At 53.6% G+C, this 24,308-nt stretch carries 20 protein-coding genes and 1 pseudogene; 8 read left to right on the top strand and 13 right to left on the bottom strand.

All coding sequences use genetic code 11. The features are described from left to right. Positions 1-284 precede the first annotated feature (284 nt). Entirely contained in the window at positions 285-1,061 is a 777-nt protein-coding gene (locus RC85_RS18260) for a sugar phosphate isomerase/epimerase family protein (RefSeq protein ID WP_068265430.1), read from the bottom strand. 36 nt (positions 1,062-1,097) lie between these two features. Here RC85_RS18260 and RC85_RS18255 point away from each other — a divergent pair, with 36 nt between their 5' ends. Continuing rightward, positions 1,098-4,100, top strand: coding sequence for a COG1470 family protein (locus tag RC85_RS18255; RefSeq protein ID WP_068265428.1), 3,003 nt, complete (start codon positions 1,098-1,100; stop codon positions 4,098-4,100). Continuing rightward, positions 4,101-4,838: a 5'/3'-nucleotidase SurE gene (surE, locus tag RC85_RS18250; RefSeq protein ID WP_068265426.1), complete on the top strand. Its 738-nt coding sequence runs from the start codon at positions 4,101-4,103 to the stop codon at positions 4,836-4,838. Positions 4,839-4,869: 31 nt separating this feature from the next. Here the strand turns inward: surE and RC85_RS18245 are convergent, their stop codons facing one another. After that, positions 4,870-5,103, bottom strand: a complete 234-nt coding sequence (locus RC85_RS18245) for a carbon storage regulator (protein WP_068265424.1) — start codon at positions 5,101-5,103, stop codon at positions 4,870-4,872. A 406-nt stretch (positions 5,104-5,509) separates the two neighbouring features. On the opposite strand from RC85_RS18245, the gene RC85_RS18235 reads away from it, so the two are divergent. From RC85_RS18235 to RC85_RS18220, 3 genes are all read left to right on the top strand, one after another. Then, positions 5,510-6,481, top strand: a complete 972-nt coding sequence (locus RC85_RS18235; RefSeq protein ID WP_068265420.1) for a ZIP family metal transporter — start codon at positions 5,510-5,512, stop codon at positions 6,479-6,481. A gap of 239 nt (positions 6,482-6,720) precedes the next feature. Continuing rightward, on the top strand, positions 6,721-7,293 hold the full coding sequence (locus RC85_RS18230; protein ID WP_068265419.1) for an RNA polymerase sigma factor: 573 nt from the start codon (positions 6,721-6,723) through the stop codon (positions 7,291-7,293). A 582-nt stretch (positions 7,294-7,875) separates the two neighbouring features. Beyond that, complete coding sequence (locus RC85_RS18220) at positions 7,876-8,637, top strand: spondin domain-containing protein (protein ID WP_149752978.1); 762 nt, start codon at positions 7,876-7,878, stop codon at positions 8,635-8,637. A gap of 50 nt (positions 8,638-8,687) precedes the next feature. Here the strand turns inward: RC85_RS18220 and RC85_RS18215 are convergent, their stop codons facing one another. The 6 genes from RC85_RS18215 to RC85_RS26385 form a co-directional block, all read right to left on the bottom strand. Beyond that, complete coding sequence (locus RC85_RS18215) at positions 8,688-9,638, bottom strand: patatin-like phospholipase family protein (protein WP_068265413.1); 951 nt, start codon at positions 9,636-9,638, stop codon at positions 8,688-8,690. Positions 9,639-9,641: 3 nt separating this feature from the next. Further along, positions 9,642-11,597, bottom strand: coding sequence for an acyl-CoA dehydrogenase family protein (locus tag RC85_RS18210; RefSeq protein ID WP_084422808.1), 1,956 nt, complete (start codon positions 11,595-11,597; stop codon positions 9,642-9,644). Further along, positions 11,594-13,354 (bottom strand): AMP-binding protein, encoded by a 1,761-nt coding sequence (locus tag RC85_RS18205; RefSeq protein WP_068265411.1) that lies wholly within the window; start codon positions 13,352-13,354, stop codon positions 11,594-11,596. Before RC85_RS18205 ends, RC85_RS18210 begins: the two co-directional genes overlap by 4 nt. A 269-nt stretch (positions 13,355-13,623) precedes the next feature. Beyond that, positions 13,624-14,967: an outer membrane protein assembly factor BamB family protein gene (locus tag RC85_RS18200; protein WP_160148211.1), complete on the bottom strand. Its 1,344-nt coding sequence runs from the start codon at positions 14,965-14,967 to the stop codon at positions 13,624-13,626. A gap of 494 nt (positions 14,968-15,461) precedes the next feature. Then, positions 15,462-15,749, bottom strand: coding sequence for a hypothetical protein (locus tag RC85_RS18195; protein WP_068265407.1), 288 nt, complete (start codon positions 15,747-15,749; stop codon positions 15,462-15,464). A 179-nt stretch (positions 15,750-15,928) separates the two neighbouring features. Then, positions 15,929-16,180 carry a type II toxin-antitoxin system VapC family toxin gene (locus RC85_RS26385; RefSeq protein WP_084422807.1) on the bottom strand — a complete coding sequence of 84 codons (252 nt, stop codon included), beginning with the start codon at positions 16,178-16,180 and terminating at the stop codon, positions 15,929-15,931. Between the two features lie 57 nt (positions 16,181-16,237). On the opposite strand from RC85_RS26385, the gene RC85_RS26380 reads away from it, so the two are divergent. Then, positions 16,238-16,396, top strand: coding sequence for a hypothetical protein (locus tag RC85_RS26380; RefSeq protein ID WP_157593962.1), 159 nt, complete (start codon positions 16,238-16,240; stop codon positions 16,394-16,396). A gap of 260 nt (positions 16,397-16,656) precedes the next feature. Here RC85_RS26380 and RC85_RS29050 read toward each other — a convergent pair. The 5 genes and pseudogenes from RC85_RS29050 to RC85_RS18165 all read right to left on the bottom strand — a co-directional run. After that, positions 16,657-16,866: pseudogene (locus RC85_RS29050) on the bottom strand (macro domain-containing protein); the annotation flags it as partial. Positions 16,867-17,125: 259 nt separating this feature from the next. Then, positions 17,126-17,908: a lysophospholipid acyltransferase family protein gene (locus RC85_RS18180; RefSeq protein WP_068265405.1), complete on the bottom strand. Its 783-nt coding sequence runs from the start codon at positions 17,906-17,908 to the stop codon at positions 17,126-17,128. After that, complete coding sequence (locus tag RC85_RS18175; RefSeq protein WP_068265403.1) at positions 17,905-19,803, bottom strand: metallophosphoesterase family protein; 1,899 nt, start codon at positions 19,801-19,803, stop codon at positions 17,905-17,907. The genes RC85_RS18180 and RC85_RS18175 overlap by 4 nt, the downstream gene beginning before the upstream one ends. Before the next feature lie 89 nt (positions 19,804-19,892). Beyond that, positions 19,893-20,792, bottom strand: a complete 900-nt coding sequence (locus RC85_RS18170; RefSeq protein WP_068265400.1) for a DMT family transporter — start codon at positions 20,790-20,792, stop codon at positions 19,893-19,895. Positions 20,793-20,902: 110 nt separating this feature from the next. Then, the gene (locus RC85_RS18165) at positions 20,903-22,207 is read right to left on the bottom strand and encodes a S1C family serine protease (RefSeq protein WP_068265398.1); all 1,305 of its coding nucleotides are present in this window, start codon (positions 22,205-22,207) and stop codon (positions 20,903-20,905) included. Between the two features lie 182 nt (positions 22,208-22,389). On the opposite strand from RC85_RS18165, the gene RC85_RS18160 reads away from it, so the two are divergent. Together RC85_RS18160 and RC85_RS18155 are read left to right on the top strand one after the other, a co-directional pair. After that, the gene (locus tag RC85_RS18160; RefSeq protein WP_068265396.1) at positions 22,390-23,697 is read left to right on the top strand and encodes a thymidine phosphorylase; all 1,308 of its coding nucleotides are present in this window, start codon (positions 22,390-22,392) and stop codon (positions 23,695-23,697) included. Positions 23,698-23,737: 40 nt separating this feature from the next. After that, positions 23,738-24,154 carry a cytidine deaminase gene (locus tag RC85_RS18155; protein ID WP_068265394.1) on the top strand — a complete coding sequence of 139 codons (417 nt, stop codon included), beginning with the start codon at positions 23,738-23,740 and terminating at the stop codon, positions 24,152-24,154. The last annotated feature ends 154 nt before the right edge of the window (positions 24,155-24,308 follow it).

Raw genomic sequence — 24,308 nt, 5'->3', positions numbered from 1 at the left:
GTTGTAGCTTCCAGTTGTTATCCCCGCCGAGACAAGCTCGACGGAAGAAGGTTTCACGCATTGAATTCCTTAAGTCCACGCCATTCGGGGCAAGCCCGGCGGAAGCAGTCACCATCGCGATGAGAATGAAACCTGCGCAAACGAGAACTGCTGCAACCCCAAACTTTGAGCGGACCAGGCGATGCCCACGCGGTTAAACAATTCAGAAACTCTTCGCGGCGTTGGGTTCAGTCCATCAGGATCCGTGCCAAACTGAATCCGGGCAGGATCCGCTACGGCAACATTTACAACTGCCGTAGATACTGAATGCCTTGATTCAACTCTTCCAAGTTTGACTCGGCGCGTCCGACCACAAAGTGACCTCGATATTGGTGTTCTTCCAGGACACCTAGCAGTTCTGGTAATTCTGCGATTCCCTGTCCCAGTGGAACCGAAATTCCGCGACCCGCGGACAAATCTAACACGCCGTCGATTGCCAACACCAATTGCACCCGCGACGAAACCGCTGCGACCGATGAACTTAACTCGAATTGATTGATGATCAACTGACCGGGGTTTAGTGCCACCGCCACGTAACCATCCTCGCTGCTTTCCAGCAAAGTCATCAACTGTTCGCCCGACTCGGTTCCGGTCTCGGCGGCAAAGAAGGTTCCGACTTTCGCGCCGTAGCGACCTAAATCATCCACCACCGCTTTCAGTGTTTCGTAACGAGCGTCGTCGGTGGATTCGGGAACCCGGCCGAGTGAATTGACGACGACGGGCGATCCCAACCGGTATGCTAGCAACATCATTTGCTTGGTCGCATCGACTCGTCGATCCAGATCAGGCACGTGGTCATAGCCGTGTCGGGTGGGAAAACGAAGTGCTGCGACGCGAAGATTCAGATCATCCAGCATTTTCCGAAAGCTTCGCAGCCCAGTGTCCGACAAAGAAGAAGGGTTAATGCCGTTCTTTGCGTTGAGTTCGACTGCACTGGCCCCCATTCGCGCGGCCATTTCAAGCGACTGCCGCATTGGCAAATTCATTGCATCAATTCGCACCGCGATTTTAAGCTCAGCCAAATTCGTCTCCTATTGCTTCGATCGGTCGTCCACTGGATGTTCGGTTTCATTTTTATCGACTTGATTCCGAATCATTGGCGAGTCTTACCGACACGACCGATGGTGGCAACCGCTGCGATGGCAGCAAAATGCGTGTTGGCCCTGTTTTGCGCCTGCGGACTGACCTGCGGACTGATCTGCGGACTGATCTGCGGACCGATCTCCGCGGCCAATGGTCAAACGGCCTATGCGGCCAGCGGCCAATCGGCGAACCCATCTCAGAAGAAGTTTTCGGATAACGGCAAACTGACTTCGGCCACTCGCCCGCTACGCACTTTCGCTTGGAAATTCGGTCGCGTCGACGATCCAAACTACACAGGCATGCCGGAGGGCTGGAGTCGCTACCGTGGAATTGGATATCCAAACTTCGTTCACAGCGAACTGGTCGCCAAGGATCCGCTTTTTGAGAAAAAGATCCAACGTCTTGATGCCTGGCTGATCAACACTTGGCAAACTCTGCAGGAACAAGCAGACAACTATCCGTGGCTTTCCAGGATCCCCACACCGCCGTCGGTAGGCGACTTGGCGGTGGATCGTTATCTGCGGGTTGAACTTGATGGTGGCCAGTTCAAACTGCAATCGCCGGCGATCGAATCAGCTCGGCAGTATCAATACCAACTCAGTTGTGACGTGATGACCGAGGGGCTTCGCTACGATTCGGTCCGAATCGAGTTTGTCTTCCTGGACAAGAACGACAAAGAAATATCCGTCCGATCATCGCCGCGGGTCAGCGGGACTCGTGATTGGGAACGGTTGGCGGTAAAGATGGTTCGACCGCCGATTGGCGTGGCCAAGATGGCCGTTCGTTTGATCATCGAGCGATCCAGCGACGGGTTCGAGGATATCCGCGGCACGATCGGGTTTGACAATGTGCGGATTGACCAGTTTCCGCAGCTTCGCGTGACGACGGACCAACCCAACGGCGTGTACGTTTCCAGCACCTCGGTCGAATGCCAAGCGAGCGTGCTGGGCCTGGGCACATCCGGTGCATCGGTTGGTTTTGAGTTGCTGGACCATCAGGGCAACGTGATTAGCAAGTCACAGCTTGAAGTGACCAGTAAACAACGTTCATCAAAAGCGAAATTGGCGACTGACGAAGATGAGATTTCCAACGAGTCCCATGTTCGTTGGAAAACGCCGATCATGGACCCTGGTTTCTATCGAGTGATTGCGTCGATTGATCATCCCGAACCTGTGATTGGTCCCGATCAATCAGGCATGACCGCATCGGTGTCTGGTCATCCGTGGCCACGATTGGTCAGCGAAACAACCTTTGTGGTGATCGATCCCTCGTTGCAAGGCCCAGTGCATGGCCCCTTTGGCTGGACGCTTCCCAAAGAAGTCATTCGCCAATCACCCCGCGAGCTATCAAAATGGCTGACCGACTTGGGCGTCGCGTGGATTAAGTACCCGTGCTGGCTTTCACCTGACGATCGAGTCGCAGCGGAGAAGATTGCAACCATGATGGCGAAGCTGCAAGAATCAGGAATCCAGACGATTGGAATGCTTGATTCGCCGCCTGCGAACGAGGTCCCGAGCTATGATTTACGCAGTCGTCGCGACCTGGTCGCAGCGCAACTGTTTCGCGACCCAAATGTTTGGCAACCCAAGCTTGAAACCGTAATGTCAGTAATGACGCTGAAGGTACGGAAGTGGCAGATCGGTGGCGAGAAGGATTTTAGTTTTCTTGGCAGACCACACCTTCGCGATTCAGTGAAGCAAATCTCGAAAGGTTTGCAGGGGTATGGCCAGCCGATCGAAGTTGCCATTTCGTGGCCTTGGCTGGAGAAGGAATTACCAGAATCAGACACCACTTGGCGATCGGCTTGTCGCAGTGCGGAGCCTTCATTGCAGGCAACCGAACTGGACCAATTCTTATCATTGAGCGAGGGAAATTCGCCAAGCACCGGCCCGACGACTTGGTTGCTGTTGGATCCGATTGATAAAAGCCAGTACGATCAAGAGAACCGCGTTCGTGATCTAATTCTTCGCATGGCGACGGTCCGAAGTCATCGAGTGGAAGCCGCATTTTTAAGCAAGCCACACGATCCACAGCGTGGCATTCTGAAACCAGACGGACGCCCCGACGAACTGCTGCTGCCTTGGCGTACAACATCACGAGTCATCGGAGATCTCCGCAAAGCTGGCTCGCTGCGTTTACGCGGTGGTTCCGAAAGCATCGTTTTCGTCGGCGATGATCGCGCCGTCATGATGCTTTGGTCGCCCGAACCGACGAAAGAAAAGTTGTTCTTGGGTTACGACGTCAAACAAGTCGATGCCTGGGGACGAGTCACGCCGTTGCCGGTGATCCCAGACCCGATCCAACCTCACCAATTGATCAATGTTGGGCCTGTTCCCATTTTCATCACCGGCGTTGATCCAGTCCTGCTGGCGTTTCGGATGTCCGTCAAGACTCAGCCCAAACAATTTGATTCGCTGCTAGGGCAACAACAAAAACTGTCCGTGATGTTGACCAATCCAACTCGCGAATCGCTTGTGGGTTCGATGCGGGTGCGGGCACCCGAAGCGTGGACGATCACCGATCCAATGCGAACCTGGGAAACACTTGCCGGGCGATCGTTGGCGGAGCAGTTTGATGTCGTGTTGGGGAACACGGCGAAGATTGGCAGTTATGAATTGCCGATACAATTCGAGTTGGATACGGTCCCGCCAAAACTGGTTACGGTCTACCGCGAAATCACGGTCGGCCCCGAAGGATTGCTCGTCAAGGTCACGACTCGGCTATTGAAATCTGGTGAATTGCGAGTTCGCATTGACATCACGAATCGATCGGCTCGACGACAAGCCTACAATGCTCACCTGTTCGCCCCGGGACGCCAGTACCAAAGCACTTTTATCGAGATCAAACCGGACGAAACGGTCCGTCGCGAGATCTACTGGGAAAACGGCAGAGACCTGATCGGACAGCAACTGATTCTTCGAGCCCGTGAGCAAGACGGTGATCGTGTGATGAATTACTCCATTGATGTGAATCGCTAATTGAAGTTTCTACTCACCAACGATGACGGAATCGAAGCGCCCGGTATGGATGCTTTGGTTAACTGTGTTTCCAAAATTGCGTCTCCCCATGATCAGGTTGTGGTCGTGGCACCCGATCGCCAACGCAGCGAGTGCGGGCACAGCGTCACGCAGGGTCGGCCGCTGAAAATCCAGCAGGTCAAAGAGCACTGGTTCTCGGTGGACGGGACACCGGTCGATTGCGTCCGCGTTGGCTTGAACCATCTTGCCAAAGATGCCGATGTCGTGATTTCAGGCGTCAACCAGGGAGCCAACTTGGGCGTCGATGTGATGGTCAGCGGAACGATCGCCGCCGCCCGCGAAGCATCGCTGCACTTGCCCATCGCGATCGCAATCTCGCATTATCGACACCCAGGCATTCCCAAAACTTGGGATCACGTTCCAGAGTGGACCGAGGGGATTCTGCGAAGGATCATCGGTGGAATGAACAACAAGGGCCGGGTTTGGAACATCAATCTTCCAGCGATTGATCCCGGCACATTGGCAAGCGGTCAGATTCCGCCGATTGCTCACTGCGGCGTGGACATGAACCCACACCAAAGAACGCCGCAAATCGGAGCGGATGGAATTACCCTGCAATCGAACTTCCAAAATCGCCCCAGAGATGCTGGCAGCGATGTTGATCTGTGTTTTGGCGGCGCGATTACGATCACGGAGCTCAACACTAACGCTAGTCATCACGAATCAGCGAGCGGGTGAGTCGAACGTCCCGCTCGCTGAAATCGCGAATTCAAGAATGTGGTTTGCTAGCGACCGCGATGTTGCTTTGCAGCATGTTCATGGCGACCGATGAATCACCGCCTGGGGAAACTTCGTGGCGGTTGAGTTCGCCACGGATGATGCGGATGTCGCGGGGTGCTTCGATGCCGATGGCAACTCGATTTCCCGAAATGCGATTAATGGTCAGAACAATGTTATCGCCAATCAACAATTGTTCGCTTTCTTTACGGCTGAGTACCAACATGATTTACGTCCCTGTTTAGTGTTTGGATATGTTCAAAGATTGAAGGTGTCAGATTTGATTGCGAATCACGTAACAACAAATGACGTGCCATTGGCGAGTTCGTTCCGAGCAAAATCAGAATTTAGGAGGAAGCGACTTGAGCAAAACCTGGTTTTTCCATGTTTTTCGTCAAGAATCATTCCTGCAGAATCCATTTTTTTGCCTGTGGCTGGCGTCTTACTTGACGCCAAACCAACCCTCGGGACTGCAATCTGCACGAGCGATCGCAATTTGAGACACTGAGGCGGTCTCCCGTTGGGTCATTCCCTCTGACACAAGTAGTATCGCTGCGTCCCTTGACACGTTTGGTCAACTTGCCAAATTGCGTGGTTCTGACCCGCCATGAAATTGCCCTCGTAATGCTTCCGTGAACTTTTCGCCTCTCGCCCTGTTGTTTGTGTACTGCGTTTTTGTCGTGGCCGCGTCGGTGCTAGGTGGACGCCTGCCCAGCGTGATGCGAATGACTCACGTCCGCACCCAGATGCTGATGAGTTTTGTGGGCGGCTTGATGTTGGCAATCGCATCGCTGCATTTGCTGCCGCATGCGATCTCTTTGATTTCCCCGTCGGCTGCGGGCATGTCCACGTTGGTGGGGATCATCGGCATGTTCTTGCTGCTGCGTGTCTTCCATGCTCACGCCCACACGCACTGTGTTTCCGAACCGGATCACTCCGAATCGTTTCACTCCGAATCGAATCATTCCGAATCGAATCACGTTCACGACCATTCGCACGATAACGAGTGTTCGCATATCCACGGTGACGACAAACGGCTTGGTTGGCTGGGGATGTTGTTTGGCCTGGGGCTGCACACGTTGATCGATGGCGTGGCATTGGCCGCTTCGGTCGCCGCGGAAACGGCGCATGGATCGTGGTTAGGATTGGCGGGCTTGGGAACGTTTTTAGCCGTCGCTCTCCATAAACCGTTGGATGCATTCGCGATCACATCGGTGATGAAACAGGGCGGTTGGCCGATCAGTCAACAAAACATGGTCAACGCCCTCTTTGCGATGGCCTGCCCGCTTGGGGCACTTCTTTTCTACTTTGGAACCTCGCAGTTTGCCGCTTCCGACACAGCACTCGGTTATGGCTTGGCACTCTCGGCGGGCTTCTTCATCTGCATCGCATTGGCCGATTTGCTGCCAGAGGTAGCGTTCCACGATCACGATCGTGGCAAGCTGACAGCGGCATTGCTGTTGGGCATCACACTGGCAATTGCAATCGAAAACCTGCCCGGCCACAGCCATCAACACGAATTGGATGGTAGCGAAATTCAAACACAAGCCGTGACGCCGCTTGGCAATCCTTCGGCCAACACGACGGTGGTTCACGGCTACTGAGTCCAAGAAACTTCAAGCATGGTGTAGGCTGGAACAAGCTCAGCGCAGTTCCGGCAATCCAACGCTAGACAATGCAATGCCGGAACTGCGCGAAGCTTGTTCCGGCCTACGTTGGACGAGAACATCTTCACTAAATAAGTTTCTAGCGAACAGATAATCTGGCGGATCAAAATTGGATCTGGTCATTTCTATCACCACAGGGCTTACAAGATCACGTTCTCTTTTTTAGTCAGATTGTATTGTCAGCGTTCAACGAGGAACTGGCACCTGGTGCCGCAGGACTGGACTGGTTGGAACGCCACGGCGATACGCTTTACGCCTACGCGATTCGCCGTGTCAACAGTGCGGAAATCGCGGAAGAATTGGTCCAAGAAACGTTCCTGGGAGCGATTCGAAACAACGCTGGTTTCGCGAGAGATTCCTCAGAAGAAACTTGGTTGATTGGTATACTGCGAAACAAGTTGGTGGACCACTATCGGCGGAAAAACCGCGTGGAATCACTTGCAAGCCTTGCTCAGTCAAACGGCGACACAGGCGACCAAACAAAAGGTGATCCCGCAGGCTTTCGATCGAGCAAGACCGAGTCCGATCCAGCGTCGGCACTGGAACAGGAAGAACTCAAAACGGTGATGCGTGAGTGCATCGAAGACCTGCCAGACTTGGCTCGTCAGGCGTTTGAGTTTCGAATTCTGGAACACATGGAAACTTCGGAGGTCTGCAAACTTCTTGGCATCAGCAGCAACAACTTGGCGGCAAGAATGTATCGGGCTCGGATGTATGTCCGCGATTGCTTGACTCATCGATGGTTCTGACCCGGCGTTCTATCTGTGTGTCTTGATCGGTTCTTGCGAGCTAGCTGGGCGGCGCTGCTGAAAATACTGACGCTGGGGTGCGATCGATGCTCGCGTTTGGACAGCGATAGCATGGACCGACGTCTTTGCACCGTCGATCGGCTGGCCCAATTGGGGCATCGGCTAGCGTGCGGACCGTGCCGAAAAGCCGCCACAAGGATGAAGCTCATCGAGGAAGCCGCTCGATCGATCCAACCTTCGGATCCAGTTCCGCTGCCAGATGAGGCTCGAGAACGTATTGCAACAGAGATACAAGCGGCACTTGGACAGGTCAAAACATCCCCACCCAATCAGGAGGATCGTCAGAAGTGACAAAAGTTTTCATTTTCGTTGTCATCACCGCCATCCACCAGCGACTCACTTAACGGTCTCACTCAGCTACCGGACTTTTTCGGTTGCGATCAAACGAGGCTGTGCCAAGTGCACACGCTACTAGCCCCCCATTTCGAGAGAAAAATGAAACGACTCCTTTCCACGCTCCCCTCCATTTCGGCTCCATGCTTTCTGATGGCGATGACCATTACTTGCTTAAGCTCTTCAACCGTGCAGGCTGAACGCGTTCGCTTGACAGTTCAGAACGTCGGCGGCGACACATTCTTTACGCCCGTCTTCGCTGGCTTCCATGACGGCAGTTTTGACCTTCGCCAAGCCACCGGTTCGGGAACGCTTGGACAAGCCAGCGATGGACTAGAAGCCTTAGCAGAACTGGGCATGACGGGGGCCTTGACGACTGAATTCAACTCAGGCGGTGCGTTGCGCGAAGCGGGCACATTGGGCGGTGGTCCGATTGCTCCTGGCCAATCCGTTTCCGCAGACTTCGATCTTGATTTGTTGGGGGCGAACAGATTCTTAACGCTCGCATCAATGCTTCTTCCATCAAGCGACACGTTCATTGGAAACATCAGCACACCCGCGTTTGACCTCAGCACCTTCACGGGTGAATCGCTAACGTTCGACCTAACGGCGCTCTATGATGCGGGTACCGAAGTCAACGATTTCGCCGCTTCGCCGGGAATTCCGTTGCTGTATGGCAACGCAGCTTTGGGATTGAATGGAACCAATTTCCCGGCCGGGATCGCCACCGATGGTGAAGATCAGAATGCGTTGATCAGCCTCATCGATCCAGCAAGCAGCGTCTTTGACGACTTCCTAAGCCAGCCTACAACTGGGACTCTTTCAGCTGCACCGTCTTCCTTCCGAATTACCGTGTCAGCTGTTCCTGAACCCGCCAGCGGCCTAGCCGGATGCGTCGCATTGACTGGTCTAATGCTGCGTCGCCGTCGCAAGAAAAACCCTCGCGGATAAAGCTCTCAACAGCTTTAATCGAACGCTCGACGGCGAACCCGTCGGGCGTTTTATTTTGTTTGGCTCCAATGCCTAACGGACAATCGCCCCGCATCCAGTCCCGCCTGAATCAAGCATTCGGGATTACCAAAATCAAACCAGGCAACGCCGCCAACCTTTGGCCGTACGATCACGTCGGCGAATTTTAATGCTCCCCGCCGCATCAGCCTTTCACAAACATCGTCAACTCGCATCATCACATCCAGCGCCGTGGTGCAATCATCGATCGGCGTATTGTCCTGACCGACATCGACCGCAATCGTCAATTCGCTGTCGTAGGATTTTGCAATCAACGTCGGCACCGACTCAATCACTCCGATATCACACAGCAACATGTTCTGGTAGCGAACCGGCGGAAAAATTCCTGGGATCGCCATCGACGCCTGCACCGCCAAGCGAAGCGGTCCGTTTTCCAGAACCACGCGATATCCCGAAAGCAAATCCACAGCGACAATGCTTAGCGGAATTTCAGTTTCGGAAATATCAATGTCAGGGATCAACGCGTGAATCGATTCCACCAATGGCGAATCAGAAAGCAAGGAAGCCTGAGTTACCGATCGAGTCAGCTTGCGATGAGCACTGACGTATCCTTTCAAACGATCGTACCAAGCAAAAACACCACCTGAACTCTCGCGATCCGTTGGCGGTGCTGTTCCCATCAGGATTTCTTGCTTCAACTGAAACACCGGCGAACGTAAAAGCTGAATCGCTTTGGCGGCAGCCGAATCGGCATCGGTATCGATGGCACACATCGCGCCGACCAACGCACCCATGCTGACACCGACAATTCGCTCGACCTTGACTTGCGATTCACCGATCGCTTTCATCACGCCCAAATGCGCTAGTCCTCGTGCCCCGCCGCCACCCAAAACCACCGTTGTCCGCGGAGCAGAAGATGGGTAGGTGACGCGCCACCGAGACGGCATCCATCGGTCAAGCAAATTTGATGAAAGCATCGTCATCGTTTAATACCTCATCATGATTTCACCGGAATCGACTTCATTGAGTTCGGTCCATCCGTCGGTTGCGATTTCTGCCCCCAACGTAGTCACCTGCCGATAATCGTCGTCGGTTGGTTTCTGGCCGGTGATCTTCGACCGAAGTTCGCGACAGACCGTGTCGGCTGCCGCAGTCGTGATGGAATCTTTCGCCGCGGCTCCGTACAGACTGGTGACCAGCATGACGATCGCGTGTTGCAAGTTCAGCGACAATTCAGACATGCGGCACTGGCGGTCGGCCAGTTTTAATTGATGCTTCCGCATCGTACCGCTAATTTGAAAACCACTTCGCGACAACAATTTTTGCGCGAACCTAGCATGCTTTCTCAGCGACTTGGGCACATCATCGTTTAGCTTAGACCAGTGCGATCCGGTAACCGTCCGACCGGCATACCACTTTGCGTAATCGGTCATCGGTCGGCGCAGTGCCCACAAATGACTGGGGTTTGCCAAGTTCGGCTGTTTGATTCCCATCTCGCCAAGCGTTCGGCCGATGGGTTCAAAATAGGTCTTCCCATGATGTTTGACCAAGGACTTAAAGAACGCCATCCCCAACATCTCGCCTTCGCCCTCGTAGATACACGGCGCTAGAAATTCATGGACGTTGTCGCCAAAGAAGTGGCCTTCCAAAAACGATCGACCGCCATGCGTTTTCATAAACAGTTCAATCGCAGCTTCCTTTTGCGACTCGCTGCCAAAAATTTTCGCGATGATGCATTCCATTTCGCCGCGATAGCCTGCGTCCAACAATCCGCTGCACCACTGTGTCAACGCGTCGCAAGCCACGATCAATCCCGCCATCCTGCCGATGCGGCGGCGAACCAATTCTCGTCTTTCAATCGCTTGCCCGTAGGTTTGACGGTACTGCGCCCACGGCAACATTTCAGCCAGCATCGATCGCATCGCCCCCGCCGCATTGGCGCACAGTGACACTCGACCAAGGTTCAATCCGTGGTAGGCGATCGTCAGACCATCGCCTTGCGCAGGCACAAGCAGGTTTTCAGCCGGAACGCGAAAATCGCGAAACACCAACCCATTGTTGTTCGCACGCCGAAGCGCGTAGATGCCGTAACGTCGCATCAGGAACGTTTCGTTTTCTTGAGCTGGCAGATCAACCACCAACACGCTTGGCTTCCCATCGATCATGCACACCAGACCAATCGTGCGACCAGGAATCGCATTGGTGATAAACAGTTTCTCGCCATTGACCACGTAATGATCGCCATTCAAAACCGCTGTTGTTTTCAGAGCCGTTAAATCGCTGCCTGCGCCGGGCTCGGTCAACGCGAAAGCAGACAGCCTTGTTCCGTCGGCAAGCTTTGGCAGGAACCGCTTCTTTTGCTGATCAGTTCCAAACGAGCGAACCGGATCAACCGCTCCGATGCAACCATGGACCGACGCTAATCCCGCGACGGTTGGATCGACGGTCGCCATTTGAGTGATCATCCGAGCGAACTCGCTCATCGACGCACCGCTGCCGCCGTACTTCACATCGACCAACAACCCCCAATACCCGGCACGTCCAAGTTCATCCAAAACGTGCGAGGAAATCTTGCCATGTTGGTCTAGCAAGGTTCCCAAGTCGCGGTGCTGGCGAACAATTTCCAAAGACTGGTTCACAACCTGCGAGACATGTTGCGAGGTTGGTGCCGCATCAAAATGAAACAGATTTGTATCGACTTTCGATTCCCAGACCGCTCGATGAACCGGGCTGCCAGTCGTTTGGTACTGGGGCGCAAACAGGCCTTCGACTTGGTCGTCAGCGGTATCGAGTACACCGGTTCGTCGAGCTTCATCGGGTGATGCGCCGCCTAGTCGCAGAGCAACTTCGGCAAAGGACTCACCCTGCTGTTTCGCTAACCCTGAATCCGAAGCGACAGGTTTTTCTGCTTCAGCAATCGGTTCTTTCGTTGGATGGTTCATTGCGATTCTCCTTGGGAAAGTTCACGTTCTCTTAATTGACGGCGAACGACCTTCCCTAAGAAATTCCTAGGCAAGTCGTCGGTACATTGCTCGTACACGCGAGGTCGTTTGTGCTTGGAAAGGTGTCGCTTGGAATGTTCGGTCAGCAAGTTTTCATCCCATGCATGACCGGGCTTCATCACCACAAATGCTTTGACGATCTCGCCACAGCGCGGATCCGAAACGCCCACCACGGCTGCATCCATGACGCCGTCGGCGGATCGCAGCACCGCTTCGACCTCGCCCGGATAAACATTGAATCCGGACGTGATGATCAGGTCTTTGATGCGGCCAACGATTCGGTAAAAACCGTCATCGCCCAACGTCGCCAAGTCACCGGTTCGAAGCCAGCCTGCGTTGTTGTCTGCTGCCTTTTCGTTTGATGAATCTTCACGCCAGTATCCCAACATGACTTGAGGTCCACGAATGATTAGTTCGCCGACCTCTCCGTTGGGAACCGGTTGGCAATCAGTATCGGGATCAACGATCAGGCACTCGGTTTGCGGAAGCGGCAGACCGATCGTGCCGTAGTGCGGGCGATCAAAGAGCGGACCGACATGAGTTACCGGCGACGCTTCGCTTAGTCCGTAACCTTCGACGACCAACGCACCGGTATGCTCGGCAAACTCTTTCCCCACGGACTCCTCCAACGAAGCACCGCCGGAAATCACCCAACGCAGACCTTTGATGCCAGGCTTTTTCACTGCAAAACGTTCGTTCATCGCGACCAGCATTGCTGGGACCGCATGGAAAACCGTCGGACGATAGGTTTCCAGTAGTTCGATCGTCCGTCGCGTATTGAATCGGTGGTGCATGACGATCGTTGCCCCCATCGCAGCTCCGCTCATGATGATGGCTGACATTCCATAGCTATGGAAAAATGGCAGAACACCCAACATGACTTCTGAACCAAACAGACGCCCGGTCCACTCGAATTGTTGCCAAGCATTGGCGACCATGTTGGTATGGCTAAGCGTGACGGCCTTGGGTGTGCCCGTTGTCCCGCCAGTCGGCAAGATGTAGGCAGGCTGAGTCGCCGGATCAAAATCCGGTTCTTGCCATGCAGTCTTGGTTTGATTGATCTCATCCCAGAACCATCCAATGCGTTCATTGGCAGACAAACTCCAAGAACCTGTGCGACTTCGGCGGGCGAACAAGTAACCGATCTGTTGCAACGATGACAGGTTCTCGCGAATCGAAATCAGCAACAGCTTCACATCAGGATTAGCTTCGCGGTCAACAACATGCGACAGCACGTCAAGGCATACAACGCGGCGGCAGTCTGTCTTACGAAGAAGCTCAGTCACTTCCGAAGCGACCATCAAAGGGCTGATCGCAATCGCAATTCCACCACAACGCCAAATCGCATTGGCGACAATGATGTACTCGGCAATGTTGGGCAGTAAGATGCCAACGCGATCACCGGGTTGCACGCCCAACCGCTGCAACGTCGCCGCAGCACGTTTCGAATCGTTAGCAAGTTCGCGATAGAGAATTTCGCGTTGCCCATCAATGACGGCGACACGATCAGGAACTTGGGATGCAGCATGATCAAGCAAGCCGTAGGCGGGAACGCCTTCATAGGAAAGCAGGCCATGCGGTTGCCCCAGCAAGGCGGCGGTGAATCCTCGGCCGTTAGATCTCGCACCGTCAAAACGAGCCAAGTGATCTGACTTGGAATGTTCTGAATCGAGGTGTCCTGTAAACAGATAACCCATCACAGACTCCTCCAAAGCGTCGAAGTCCCTTCCATGGAAAGGCGACCCGCCTGCGACATTCACAAGCGACCCATCGCTCCGAACATGAGACAAGAAAGCGGACGATCGACTCTAAAACCACTGTCTTACCGCATGCCTCACATTCTACGCTCCGACAACACAAAAGGGCACTAAATTTCCTTAAAAAGGCCTTAAAGGCCACGATCTACCCCTTGCAAGGGCGTTCCAGCGTTCATTCTAGCGATTCCGGAGGGACATTTCCCTTTGAATCACTTCGAGTTTGTGAACCGATAGACAGCTTTGGCGGTCCGCAAAATCAGGTCATTTCCGATCGGAATCGGGCTCGCCATGATTTGCTCACCAAGTTCGTATCGAGCGATTTCGTTGTATTTTTTCCCTGGCTCGATCACGGTTACATTCCCGTCATGGTCAGCGATTAGCAATCGGTTTCCGCTGACCAATGGCGATGACGAGTACTTGCCCCCGAGCCGTTTCTTCCAAATCAGCGAGCCATCATCCAAATTCACTGCAGCCAAAATACCGCCTTCGGCAATCGAGTAAATTTGCGAACCAATCACTGCGGCACTCGGCATCATCGACGCGCCACGTTTGGATCGCCAAACGATATGAGTGTCGGTAACGTCGCCCGTGCCGGTGGGATCGACGGCCATCAATTCCTTGCCGCCATAGCCCGTCGAAAAGATGACTTTGCCGTCGGCGTAAACAGGCGTCGGCGAAACGCTAAAGCCCTTGCCGTGATCCACCCTCCAAATCTCCGAGCCTGTTACCGCGTCGTAGGCAACACACCACTGGGAACCGGGCACCACTGCTTGTGTCTTGCCATTAACTTCTATCAACAACGGCGTCGAATAAGCCTTGCGGAATTCGCCGTTTTCAGTGTCGATGTTTGGGCGAGATGTTTTCCAAAGAACTTCACCCGATTGTAAAGACAATCCCGCAACGTACTGCACATCCATTCCGTCGCAAGGGATTACAACGATGCCATCGTGAATCGCCAGACTGCTGCCTGGCCCCACGCTGTCGTCGATGATCAATCTTTCTTTCCAAATCACATCCCCCGTATTCGCGTTCAAGCAATACGTTCCGTAGCGACCAAAGTGGAGCACCACCCGATCGCCCGACCAGACACCGGTTGGCGATGCGAACGAGTTCATGGGGTTGATCGAATTGGGCGATTCGATCGTGTCCAGACGAATGTGATGAACGATTTCGCCCGTGTTCACATCCAGGCAAACCGCAAAAATATCGACACTGGTTACAACGTCCTTCAACCCCGCAAAGGTTGCACCTTCCAGTTTCTTCGCTTTTTGTTCAGGCGTCGCCGCAACAGTTCGAGCCGATGTCATCCACAGACGCTTGCCATCCGTGATCGGCGACGACCATCCAACATGCTTCGTTTCAGTCCGCCAAACGACATTCTTGCCCGGACTCAAATCAAAAGTAACCTCGTCACTCGCAGCAACGCCGCTCCTATCCGGCCCACGAAATTGCCGCCACGGTTCCTCCGCCTTTGCGATGCTTTGCCAACAGCAAGAACCCCAAACGGCCGACACGCAGCTAAAAACAAAAACAGTCAGGCGAAAAGATTTCAAAACGCAATTCTCTTGCAGCAAGAAAGTGAAAACAATGCACGACAGGGTTATCGATACGCAGAACGTATGCAACACCATTGGCCCTTACCATTCGCAGTACACATATTGCTTGAACAAAAACCGCTCAAGACTTTGTGTCCTCTGTGCCCATTGTGGCCAGCAATACATCAGCAAGCGATAAGAACCAATTTTCTAGCCACAAAGGGCACAGAGGACACAAAGAAAGTAACCAAATTTACGGGCTACCTTGCTGCATCACCTCGGTTCCAGTGCTGTAAGCTTTAGAACTCTTCCTCGACGTTATCGCTGCTTGCACGCGTTCCCAATGCTCCCCAGAGACCGTAAGGACTGGTCTCGCCTGGACGCCTTGCACCCTGTCCGCCAAGCATGATTGTGCCCGAATCCTGGTTGCCAGCCTCAATGGAATCAGTAATGAACTTGACGACAAGACAAAGGTATCAGATACCGTTTTGGCTGCTTGGGAGATTCTCGAATTACCTATTCTCACTTCCTGGTACCTGGCACCTTTTCTGGTTCTTGAGTAGAAGTTCTTCCGCGATCTTCGGTTGGGTGGTATTTAGAAAGTCGCGAAGATTGATCAGATCGACACAGTATTCGCGACCATAGTCCTTCGCGTCGCCAGCCCGCCAACCGCGATCAACCATGTCGTCGAAGATAATCTTCTCGAGCCCGCCTTCGCTTGTATCGCTGACAATCTTTCGGTGGAGCGGACCTTTTTCATGAACCGAACTGCTCAACTTGCCTGACTCTTTTGCGGTCATCTCGCCCCCATTTCGGCTTCAAAAAACTCAACCTCTTCTAACTTCCCAAAATAGAACGTTTCCAAGGGCTGCATGGCTCGCTCAATCTTTCTTTGATGTAGCTCTTGCGACGCATCACAACCACTCTTTTTGTTCCGCCAGTCGGCGTTTGGCAAGTTCGTATTCCTGTCGATGTTGAATCATGATTGCCTCGCCTCCGTCCAATCTTCAATTTTCAGTTCTGGTACTTGTTCAAAATCGACGCTGTTTCGCGTCACCACGGTCATTTGATTCACGAGCGCGATGGACGCGATCCGTAGGTCCATGGTGCCGATGCGCACTTTTGCATTTCGCAGACGCATGAATTCGTCTGCGGCCGCTTGATCATACTTCAGAAGCCCGATTGATTGAAAAGTCTCTGTGAGTGCGGCCAATCGTCGATACGGTTCCACCCGTTGCGGTTCGTTCTTGCAACGTGCAATTGCATTGTGCCAGCCAAGAAATTGTTCGTGAATGCTGACGACGCTGATGAAAACGTTTCGGGAGCCCTCGCGTTGAAGTTGTCCGATGATTCTGTCCTAGTCGATACCACCGGAATCTCTTTGCAAGATCGAGAGGTGATCGGTATCAAAAACATACATCACGGTTCGTTTGGCCCGTCAGTTTGAGCTTGCCGCCACTCACGTCCCAGTCGCTGGGCTTCACGAGTTAATTCGTCGTCCGGAAGGGAGCCAATAATTGTCGTCAGCCATCCGAGTTCATTGTCGTTGCCCTGGGGCGGCAACCTCGACTTTAGCAGTCGAACATCCTGTTCCAATTGCGCGACACGCTCGTCGAGTGGGGGAGGTTGTTTCTGAATCATTAGCAATCCTGTTCAGGCGGATATTCGGTTACAAACAATGTTACGGGGTTGCGAGCGTTGGCAAACTTATCCTGGGCGAAAAAGCGACACTTTGGTACTCGAATTATCACTGAAAACCTTTCCAATTGCCTCACGAACGGTTTCAAAGTCCAGCCCGCCAAGTCCACAACCGAGTGCGGGCAGAGCGATCGAGCGGATGCCGAGCCTGTCGATTTCGACCGCGACCGCCGCCAAGCCAGATTGGATTTCGGTTAGGCTCCTGGGATTTCGCCGATGGTCCTTCGTAGGGAAATTGGAAAAACAAAGGTGTCAAGGAAAAACAAAGATGTCAGGTACCGTTTCGGCTGCTTGGGGGATTCTCGAATTACCTATTCTCACTTTTTGGTACCTGACACCTTTTCTGGTTTCAAAAACCTCGCAAGACTTTGTGTCCTCTGTGCCCTTTGTGGCTAGCAAAACATCAGCAAGCGATAAGAACTAATTTTCTAGCCACAAAGGGCACAGAGGACACAAAGAGAGTAACCAAATTTACGGGCTACCTTGCTGCATCACCTCGGTTCCAGTGCTGTAGTTTTGTTTCGATGAAGTGGATTACTTCTTTGTGTTGATCGGCTCCGCGGCCTTCGATTTGGATGGGTGGGCCGAAGGCGAAGCGGACTGGTTTGCTTGGGTCTACTGGGCCGAAGTCTTTGATCCATTTTCCGTTTCCCCAGGCGTCTGTTTGCAGAGCCACGGGAATGATTGGCACTTTGGCTTTGACGGCCAGCTTGATTCCGATTGTGTTGAACTTTTGCGGATCGAAGGTTGAACTTCGCGTGGTTTGTGGAAACACAACCACCGAGATACCTCGCCCAAGTCGATCGATCCCACCGTTGATCACTGCCTTTAAATCCTCACGAGGATTGTCGCGGGCAACGGCAATCGGATCTCGCGCGGTGGCGATGTGTTTGAACACGGGATAGTCCAGCAGGCTTTGCTTGACGACAAAGGTGACATCGCGAATCGGTTGAATGATCGCTGGCAAGACCATCGTCTCCAGCGTACTCATGTGGTTGGCAACAAAGACGCAAGGCGAATCGAGTTGACGGACATGTTCCAGCCCCGTGATCTCGGCCGGCGCGCCAAGTGCTTCCAGATCCTTCAGCACCTTGTAGCTGGAAACGGTCCACTCTTCGTCGCCGTACTGTTCACGCCTCGCCATCGCACTGGAACGCAGCACGTTGGCGATGAACTTCTGGTAAAAGCAGAGCGATGGAAAGCGCCGGCCGATCCATGATACGGATGCTGGTTGGCTGTGATACGAATCGCCTTGAATCACAGTTGGACTTTCAACTGTTTGGGCGTATCGTTTTCGTACTTTGCGACCTGTCCGTTGTCATTTTTCAAAGGAATGATGGGTCGGGCCTCCAAATCTTTGAAGGTTTGACTTTTCGTTTTGCCGATCACCTCGATCGTGTAAACCGAATCATGGAAAACGATCGGATCATACTTCTGCCCTTTGACTCGCAAGGCGTAAATGAGCTCGCCGCTGCGTTGATCGGTAACTTTCACGATCGGATCTTCGTCGCCGACAAACGTCAAGCTGGGAAGCGTCGCCATGGGCTGACGAGCGTAGTTGTCGAACTGGGAAATCGTGATCGGCCAACCTGGGTACTGTTTTGCATCGGGTGCGGTGACATCGATGTTTCGCGGCCAACATTCAAAGGTGATCGTTCGATCGGACTTATTGAATCGGATGATGCCGTGACCGGCCGCATTGTCGTTCGCGGTTGTTGGGTTTGCGTACGCTTTCATCGTTAACTTGTTTCCAAAGCCGTCATAGCTGCGACCGGTGTAGCGGAGCGGGCTGTTGGGATCATGCTGGCCAGGTTTTTCAAGCGGAGCCCACCAGCGTGCGTAGTAGTTGACGATCGACGGGACACAGAACGAATAGCCCGCGTCTTCCCATGCGTTGACGCCGTGATGAATGACGGTTGCCAGGTGTTGATCGCCTGCAACATGAACCGCAAACCCGCGACGCATTTCTTTGAGCGCCTTTTTGCGTCCGGTTTGCGGCCAGCCGTTGGAATCCATGTCAGCAAGCAGACGGCCGTCATACTTTCCGCTTAGATGGGCTCCGCCGCCAAAGATCGTTTGCGAAAGCACGCACTTCATTTGGGTGCCTTCCCAATCGCCTGCCCAGGTTCGCAAAAAGTGCAACTGTCGATCACCCAGCAGTTTCGCTTCGGGAACGTCAACCGAATCACGATCGTAATTCGGATCATTGATGTGATCCGGCCGCGCACCTTGCTGTGGCACCAAACCCGCTGGACCCGTTTTGAATTTGCGGTCTTCGATGATGGCAAAGTCGATGCCGCCGATGTTCAAATCGGTGTAGTAAACTCCGATGCCTTGTTCGATCGGCGTTGGATCAAACGGGTCAGGCAGATTGCTGGTTTGTGCTCGTTCGACTTGCTTGACGTAGTCGGCCGATTTCAAATAGCCGCCATCTCCTCCGCCGTTGATGTAGCTTTTCTTTCCACCTTCGCCCCACAGATTCCCTTGCCCGACGTCGTGGTCGTCTGGAATGCAAATTGTCGGACGATCTTTGATGATGTCACGAAATTGCCGACCGAACAAAAGCCAAGCCGCGTAGTGTCGGTTGTGGTCGTAACTCTGATCGCCTGAAAAGAAAAGCAAGTCGGGATCTTGGGCGGCGACGTTGCGAACGATGTCGGCACGATCTCCGCGGTCACGATTAGAATTACCCGTGAACGCGGCGATCACAACCTGATCCTTGTCGATGGGATCACGGCGAATCGTTCCTTGGAATTCTGATCCGCCTGGGTGAGTCACTCGGTAGGCGTAGGTCTTGGTTGTGTCCCAATCCTCTGCTCGGAAGACCGCAAGATGATGTTGGTCCACGTTTGCTTTGGCGACCTGAACCCACGGAGCCTGTTGTGAATCTTTGGGGCGAACCTCCAGCGTGACTTCGCGAGACTCGTTCGCTTTGAGGGGATACAGGTGTGCTGAGAGTTTGAGCGTTTCCTCGTGAACGGTGTAGAGAGCAAAGCAAATGACCTGATCCCTGGGGACATCGGGAATCAGCAGCGGTTTGCCGTCATGCTTGATTTGAACAGGTTCGGGCTCGCCATCAGCGAAGGCAGACTGGGCGATAAATGCAACGCAACCTAGGAAGGTGGCGAAACACAGTAAGACAGAACGTAATTTCATCAGTGCATTCTCTCGGAAGGGGCGTCTTTGATTCTTAAATTGGCAACCAGCATTCTAGCGAGCGTCGTTTCATCATGCAGGCAGTCGTATCATCCTAAACTGATCAGAAAAACACCTGAAATCAGCACGGCAACACATGCGGCTTTTCGCCGGACATTCTTTTCGCCGAAATAAACGATCCCGATCGCGAACGAGATCACGGTGGCAAGCCGCCGGATCGGTGACACGACCGACACCAGGGCGTCGGGATCGGTGAGCGCCGTGAAATACGCAAAGTCGGCCGCCAGTAAACAGATTGCAATTAAAGGAATCGATGCTCGCCAAGTAAACCGAATTTTAGCGGAATCGATGCAATACCAGTACGCGACCAGAGGAAACAGGACCACGACTAGATAGATCGAAAACCAAGCTTGGACCGTCGCCGCGTCCAAAGCAAAATTCTGCAACAAGATCTTGTCGTACAACCCGCTGCAAGCACCCACGATCGTCGCGATCACCATCCAAGCGACCGCAGGATCTTTGCGGAATTGAATGCCCTCTTTTTTGCCGGCAACAGAAAACGCGTAGAACGCGACCAACACAACGACGATACCGATCCACTGCCAAAGCGTCGGCCGTTCGCCCAACAACATCGTCGCCAACAAGATGGTCCACACCGGGCCGATCGCTCGCAGCGGTCCAGCGATCGAAAGTGGCAACCGTTTGAGTGAAAAATAGGCCAAGGTCCACGATGTTCCCACGATCACTGATTTCAGAAAGAGTGCCGCGTGCATGCTGGTGCTGATTGATTGAACCCGCAACCGATCCGTCGGCAGCCAATCGGGGAACGCTTTCCCAAAGACTAACAGCGGCACCCAAATCGCCGCTCCACAGACGACAGCAAAAAACAGAACGGGCGGGACCGCATTCTCGCGGACCGATGCCTTCTTCGCCGCGTCGTAAATCCCCAACAGGAAAGCAGAGAGAACCGAGAGCAGAAGCCAAGACATGAAGGGCAGTTTGAAGGGTAGATGATGAAGAGTGAAACACGGAATTGGATCGGTGTCATTCACACTCAACAATGAACACTTCTGTATTTAACGAAACCAATCGATCGCGGTTATTCGAGTTCGCTTTCTTCGGATTCGGCTTCCTCTGAATCTTCACCGGAAACATCTTCGTTGGTTTCAGTTTCAACCGTGTCGTCTTTTTCCTCTTCGTCTTTCACTTGCGTCAGTGTTGGATCTTCCAGCGACGCGATTTCGATTTCGAGCTTCATTTTTTCGCCGCGTCTTAGAACCACGACTTCTTGGAACGACCCAATCGGGCTGCGTTCGACGATGCGTTGCAGATTGCTGGGCTTGTTCACGCGCTCGCCTGCGAATTCGGTGATGACATCAAGCGGTTGGATTCCGGCGCGTTGGGCGGCTGAGTTTTCGATCACCTGATAAGCCAGAATGCCAATCCCGGCGGGCAACTTAAACTGCCTAGCAATTCGTGGTTTCAGCTCGGCCATGATGATGCCAATCGCTGCTCGCCGTACCTTTCCGTGAGCCGCCAATTCTTCGGCGATCCATTTTGCCTGATTGATCGGGATCGCGAATCCGATGCCTTGGTAGCCACCGTTGCGTGTCGCGATCGCCGTGTTGATGGCAACGACATCGCCGTCCAGATTGATCAACGGGCCGCCGGAATTGCCTGGGTTGATCGCTGCGTCGGTTTGGATCAGTCGCCCGCGACGGATGCGACCGAGCGTACGATCTTTGGCGCTGATGATGCCCGCACTGACCGTTGCATCGAGACGGAATGGACTTCCAATCGCCAACACCCAATCACCGATTTCGATTAAGTCCGAGTTCGCGATGTCGGCGTCGACCATGCGAACGCCTGCCAACCATTCCTCTTGTGGGATCGCGATTTTCAGCGTCGCGACGTCGGACGCTGCGTCACCGTAGACTTCAGTTGCTTCGATTTCGGTTTCGTCTGACAACTGAACAACGACTCGTTTTGCACCCACGATCACATGGTTGTTGGTGATCACCATTCCGGTTTTGGAAACGATGACTCCGCTGCCCAAGCCGGTTAACTGATTTGCGTCTTGCGCGTTGCTGCTGGATGAATCGGTGTCGTCGTTTTCATTGTCCTCGTTTGTATCTTCTTCATCGGTTGATGAATCATCTGACTGATTCGGTTTTGCACCGGCGACGGGTTGACCGTAGGACAGGATGGTGACGACCGATGGCGTTGCTTTGCGAGCGGCCAGTCGAAAGGCTCTTGAAAGCGCCCGTGGTCCCGCTTGAATTTCCGATGGCACAGCAACGGCTGCTTCATCCGCCAAGGTGATGTTGTTCGTGTGGCCAAGAAGACCAACGAAGCTAAAAAGAGAGAGCAAAGAGATTAGTTTGATGCGGTCGCGGTGGTTCATTGTTTTGGCTCTTAAGAAAAGAGATCTAATTTTGCTGCCATCATAAGATCGTGGTCAGCAGAAATACGCCGAACTTACCCCGAACTTACACTGGGCAGCACTGAATAACCGTAATCGTTACGATAAGGTCGGTCCATGGGAATGGGCTCAATCCACCAACCCCAAACGAAGTTAGACGCACCATGCTTGCATCCTCGATCATTGTCAAAAAACGCGACGGCGGCGAATTGGCCGACGATGAAATTCATTTCATGGTGGACGGCTTTTGCAGCGGCAATGTGGCTGATTACCAGATGTCGGCTCTGACGATGGCGATCTGCCTGCGAGGCATGACAGCACGCGAAACGACGACCCTAACCCAGGCGATGCTGGGCAGCGGCGATCGGCTGCCAAAAACGGCCGACCAAGATAGCGATTCAGGCAATAATCGGCGGGTTCGCGTCGATAAACACAGCACCGGTGGACTGGGCGATAAAGTTTCGCTGATTTTGGCACCGCTGCTGGCCACCTGTGGAGTCGATGTGCCCATGGTCAGCGGTCGTGGGCTTGGGCTGACCGGTGGAACGCTGGACAAATTGGAATCAATCGAAGGTTTTCAGGTCGAGTATTCCGCCGAGAAAACGACTGAATTGCTGAAAGACGTTGGTGCCTGCATCATCACGGCCAGCGATCGAATTGCCCCGGCCGACCGCCGCCTGTACGCGCTCCGCGACGTCACGGGAACCGTCGAATCCGTCCCGCTGATCACGGCTAGTATCCTGAGCAAAAAACTGGCGGCTAGTTTAGATGCGTTGGTGATGGATGTGAAAGTTGGCAGCGGGGCGTTCATGAAAAGCGAAGCGGACGCGATGGAACTTGCCAAGTCGATCGTTTCGGTTGGGAACGCGGCGGGAATGCCGACGACAGCAATTTTGTCGGACATGGACCAGCCCCTTGGCGAAGCCGTCGGCAACGCGATCGAAGTGAACGAGTCAATCGAAGTTCTGCAAGGCAAACCGGGTGAAATTCGCGAGTTGACGATTGCGTTGTGTGCCGATGTGCTGGTGAATTGCGGGCAATACGACTCACAGGAAATTGCTACCAAAAAACTGATCGAGATGCTGGATTCGGGGCAAGCGATGGAGCGATTTGAGAAGCTGGTCAGCCGCCAATCTGGAAAACTTTCTGGCCCGCTGCCGTTGGCACCAGCAACCGAGATCACCGCTTCGACCGGGGGGTTCGTCAACCGGGTCGATTGCCAATCGATTGGCGAGGCGATTGTTTCTTGGGGCGGCGGCAGAAGAAAAGCGGGCGATGCGATCGACCACCAAGTCGGAATCCGGGTCCATCATCGAATCGGCGACCCAGTCGAATCAGGGCAAACTCTTTTGACAATTCATTCCCACCCAGCCGACGCAAAAGACTATGCTACACGATTGGGTGATGCAATCGAGGTGACCGAACAAGCTCCACCGAAACGTTCCTTGATCCTTTCGCGTCTTCCTGCCTAACCGTCGTTCATTTCGCCAATTCTTTCCAACCAAGTTAGACATGCCTGAACTGAAGCACTCTGAAATTGAGAAACTGGTCCACAAAGCGATCGAAGTTCGTGACCACGCCTACGCACCACACAGCCACTTTTATGTTGGTGCATCGATTTTGGTGGACTCGGGCGAATTCTTTGTTGGCTGCAACGTTGAAAACGCCAGCTACTCACTTTGCCAGTGCGCCGAACGTAATGCCGCTTCGGCAGCCGTTGCCGCGGGACACCGCGACCTTCGCGCCGTCGCAATCACCAGCATCGGTGGAGTGACGCCGTGCGGCGCATGCCGACAATTCCTCGCCGAATTCAACATCGACATGACGGTCATCATGGTCGATGTGATCGACGGGTCGCAAAAAATTCGTAAGCTCTCGCAACTGTTGCCCGACGCCTTCGATGCATCAAGTTTGCAAACGCACCCGTAGCAATCAACGCCGTCAAGATTTTTGGTCCCGGAAAACACGAATTCGTGAATAGTCCCGGAGGGACGGAAGCTCTCTGCCGGGGATGTAAATCCCCGGATGGCAGCGTTAATTCTCACCAATTCTCTGGCTCGGTTTCGCGGCGTAGCCGCGAAAC

Origin of the sequence: Rubripirellula obstinata, from assembly GCF_001642955.1 — a bacterium.
GTDB classification, from domain to species: Bacteria; Planctomycetota; Planctomycetia; order Pirellulales; family Pirellulaceae; genus Rubripirellula; species Rubripirellula obstinata.
This window is presented reverse-complemented; position numbering and strand designations above follow the sequence as displayed.

Excerpts from the sequence above, each read along its gene's own strand:
- RC85_RS18255 (WP_068265428.1), top strand. The coding sequence starts at position 1,098 with ATGTTCGGTTTCATTTTTATCGACTTGATTCCGAATCATTGGCGAGTC.
- RC85_RS18245 (WP_068265424.1), bottom strand. The coding sequence starts at position 5,103 with ATGTTGGTACTCAGCCGTAAAGAAAGCGAACAATTGTTGATTGGCGAT.
- RC85_RS18215 (WP_068265413.1), bottom strand. The coding sequence starts at position 9,638 with ATGACGATGCTTTCATCAAATTTGCTTGACCGATGGATGCCGTCTCGG.
- RC85_RS18210 (WP_084422808.1), bottom strand. The coding sequence starts at position 11,597 with ATGAACCATCCAACGAAAGAACCGATTGCTGAAGCAGAAAAACCTGTC.
- RC85_RS18205 (WP_068265411.1), bottom strand. The coding sequence starts at position 13,354 with ATGGGTTATCTGTTTACAGGACACCTCGATTCAGAACATTCCAAGTCA.
- RC85_RS18195 (WP_068265407.1), bottom strand. The coding sequence starts at position 15,749 with ATGACCGCAAAAGAGTCAGGCAAGTTGAGCAGTTCGGTTCATGAAAAA.
- RC85_RS18175 (WP_068265403.1), bottom strand. The coding sequence starts at position 19,803 with ATGAAATTACGTTCTGTCTTACTGTGTTTCGCCACCTTCCTAGGTTGC.
- RC85_RS18170 (WP_068265400.1), bottom strand. The coding sequence starts at position 20,792 with ATGTCTTGGCTTCTGCTCTCGGTTCTCTCTGCTTTCCTGTTGGGGATT.
- RC85_RS18165 (WP_068265398.1), bottom strand. The coding sequence starts at position 22,207 with ATGAACCACCGCGACCGCATCAAACTAATCTCTTTGCTCTCTCTTTTT.
- RC85_RS18160 (WP_068265396.1), top strand. The coding sequence starts at position 22,390 with ATGCTTGCATCCTCGATCATTGTCAAAAAACGCGACGGCGGCGAATTG.
- RC85_RS18155 (WP_068265394.1), top strand. The coding sequence starts at position 23,738 with ATGCCTGAACTGAAGCACTCTGAAATTGAGAAACTGGTCCACAAAGCG.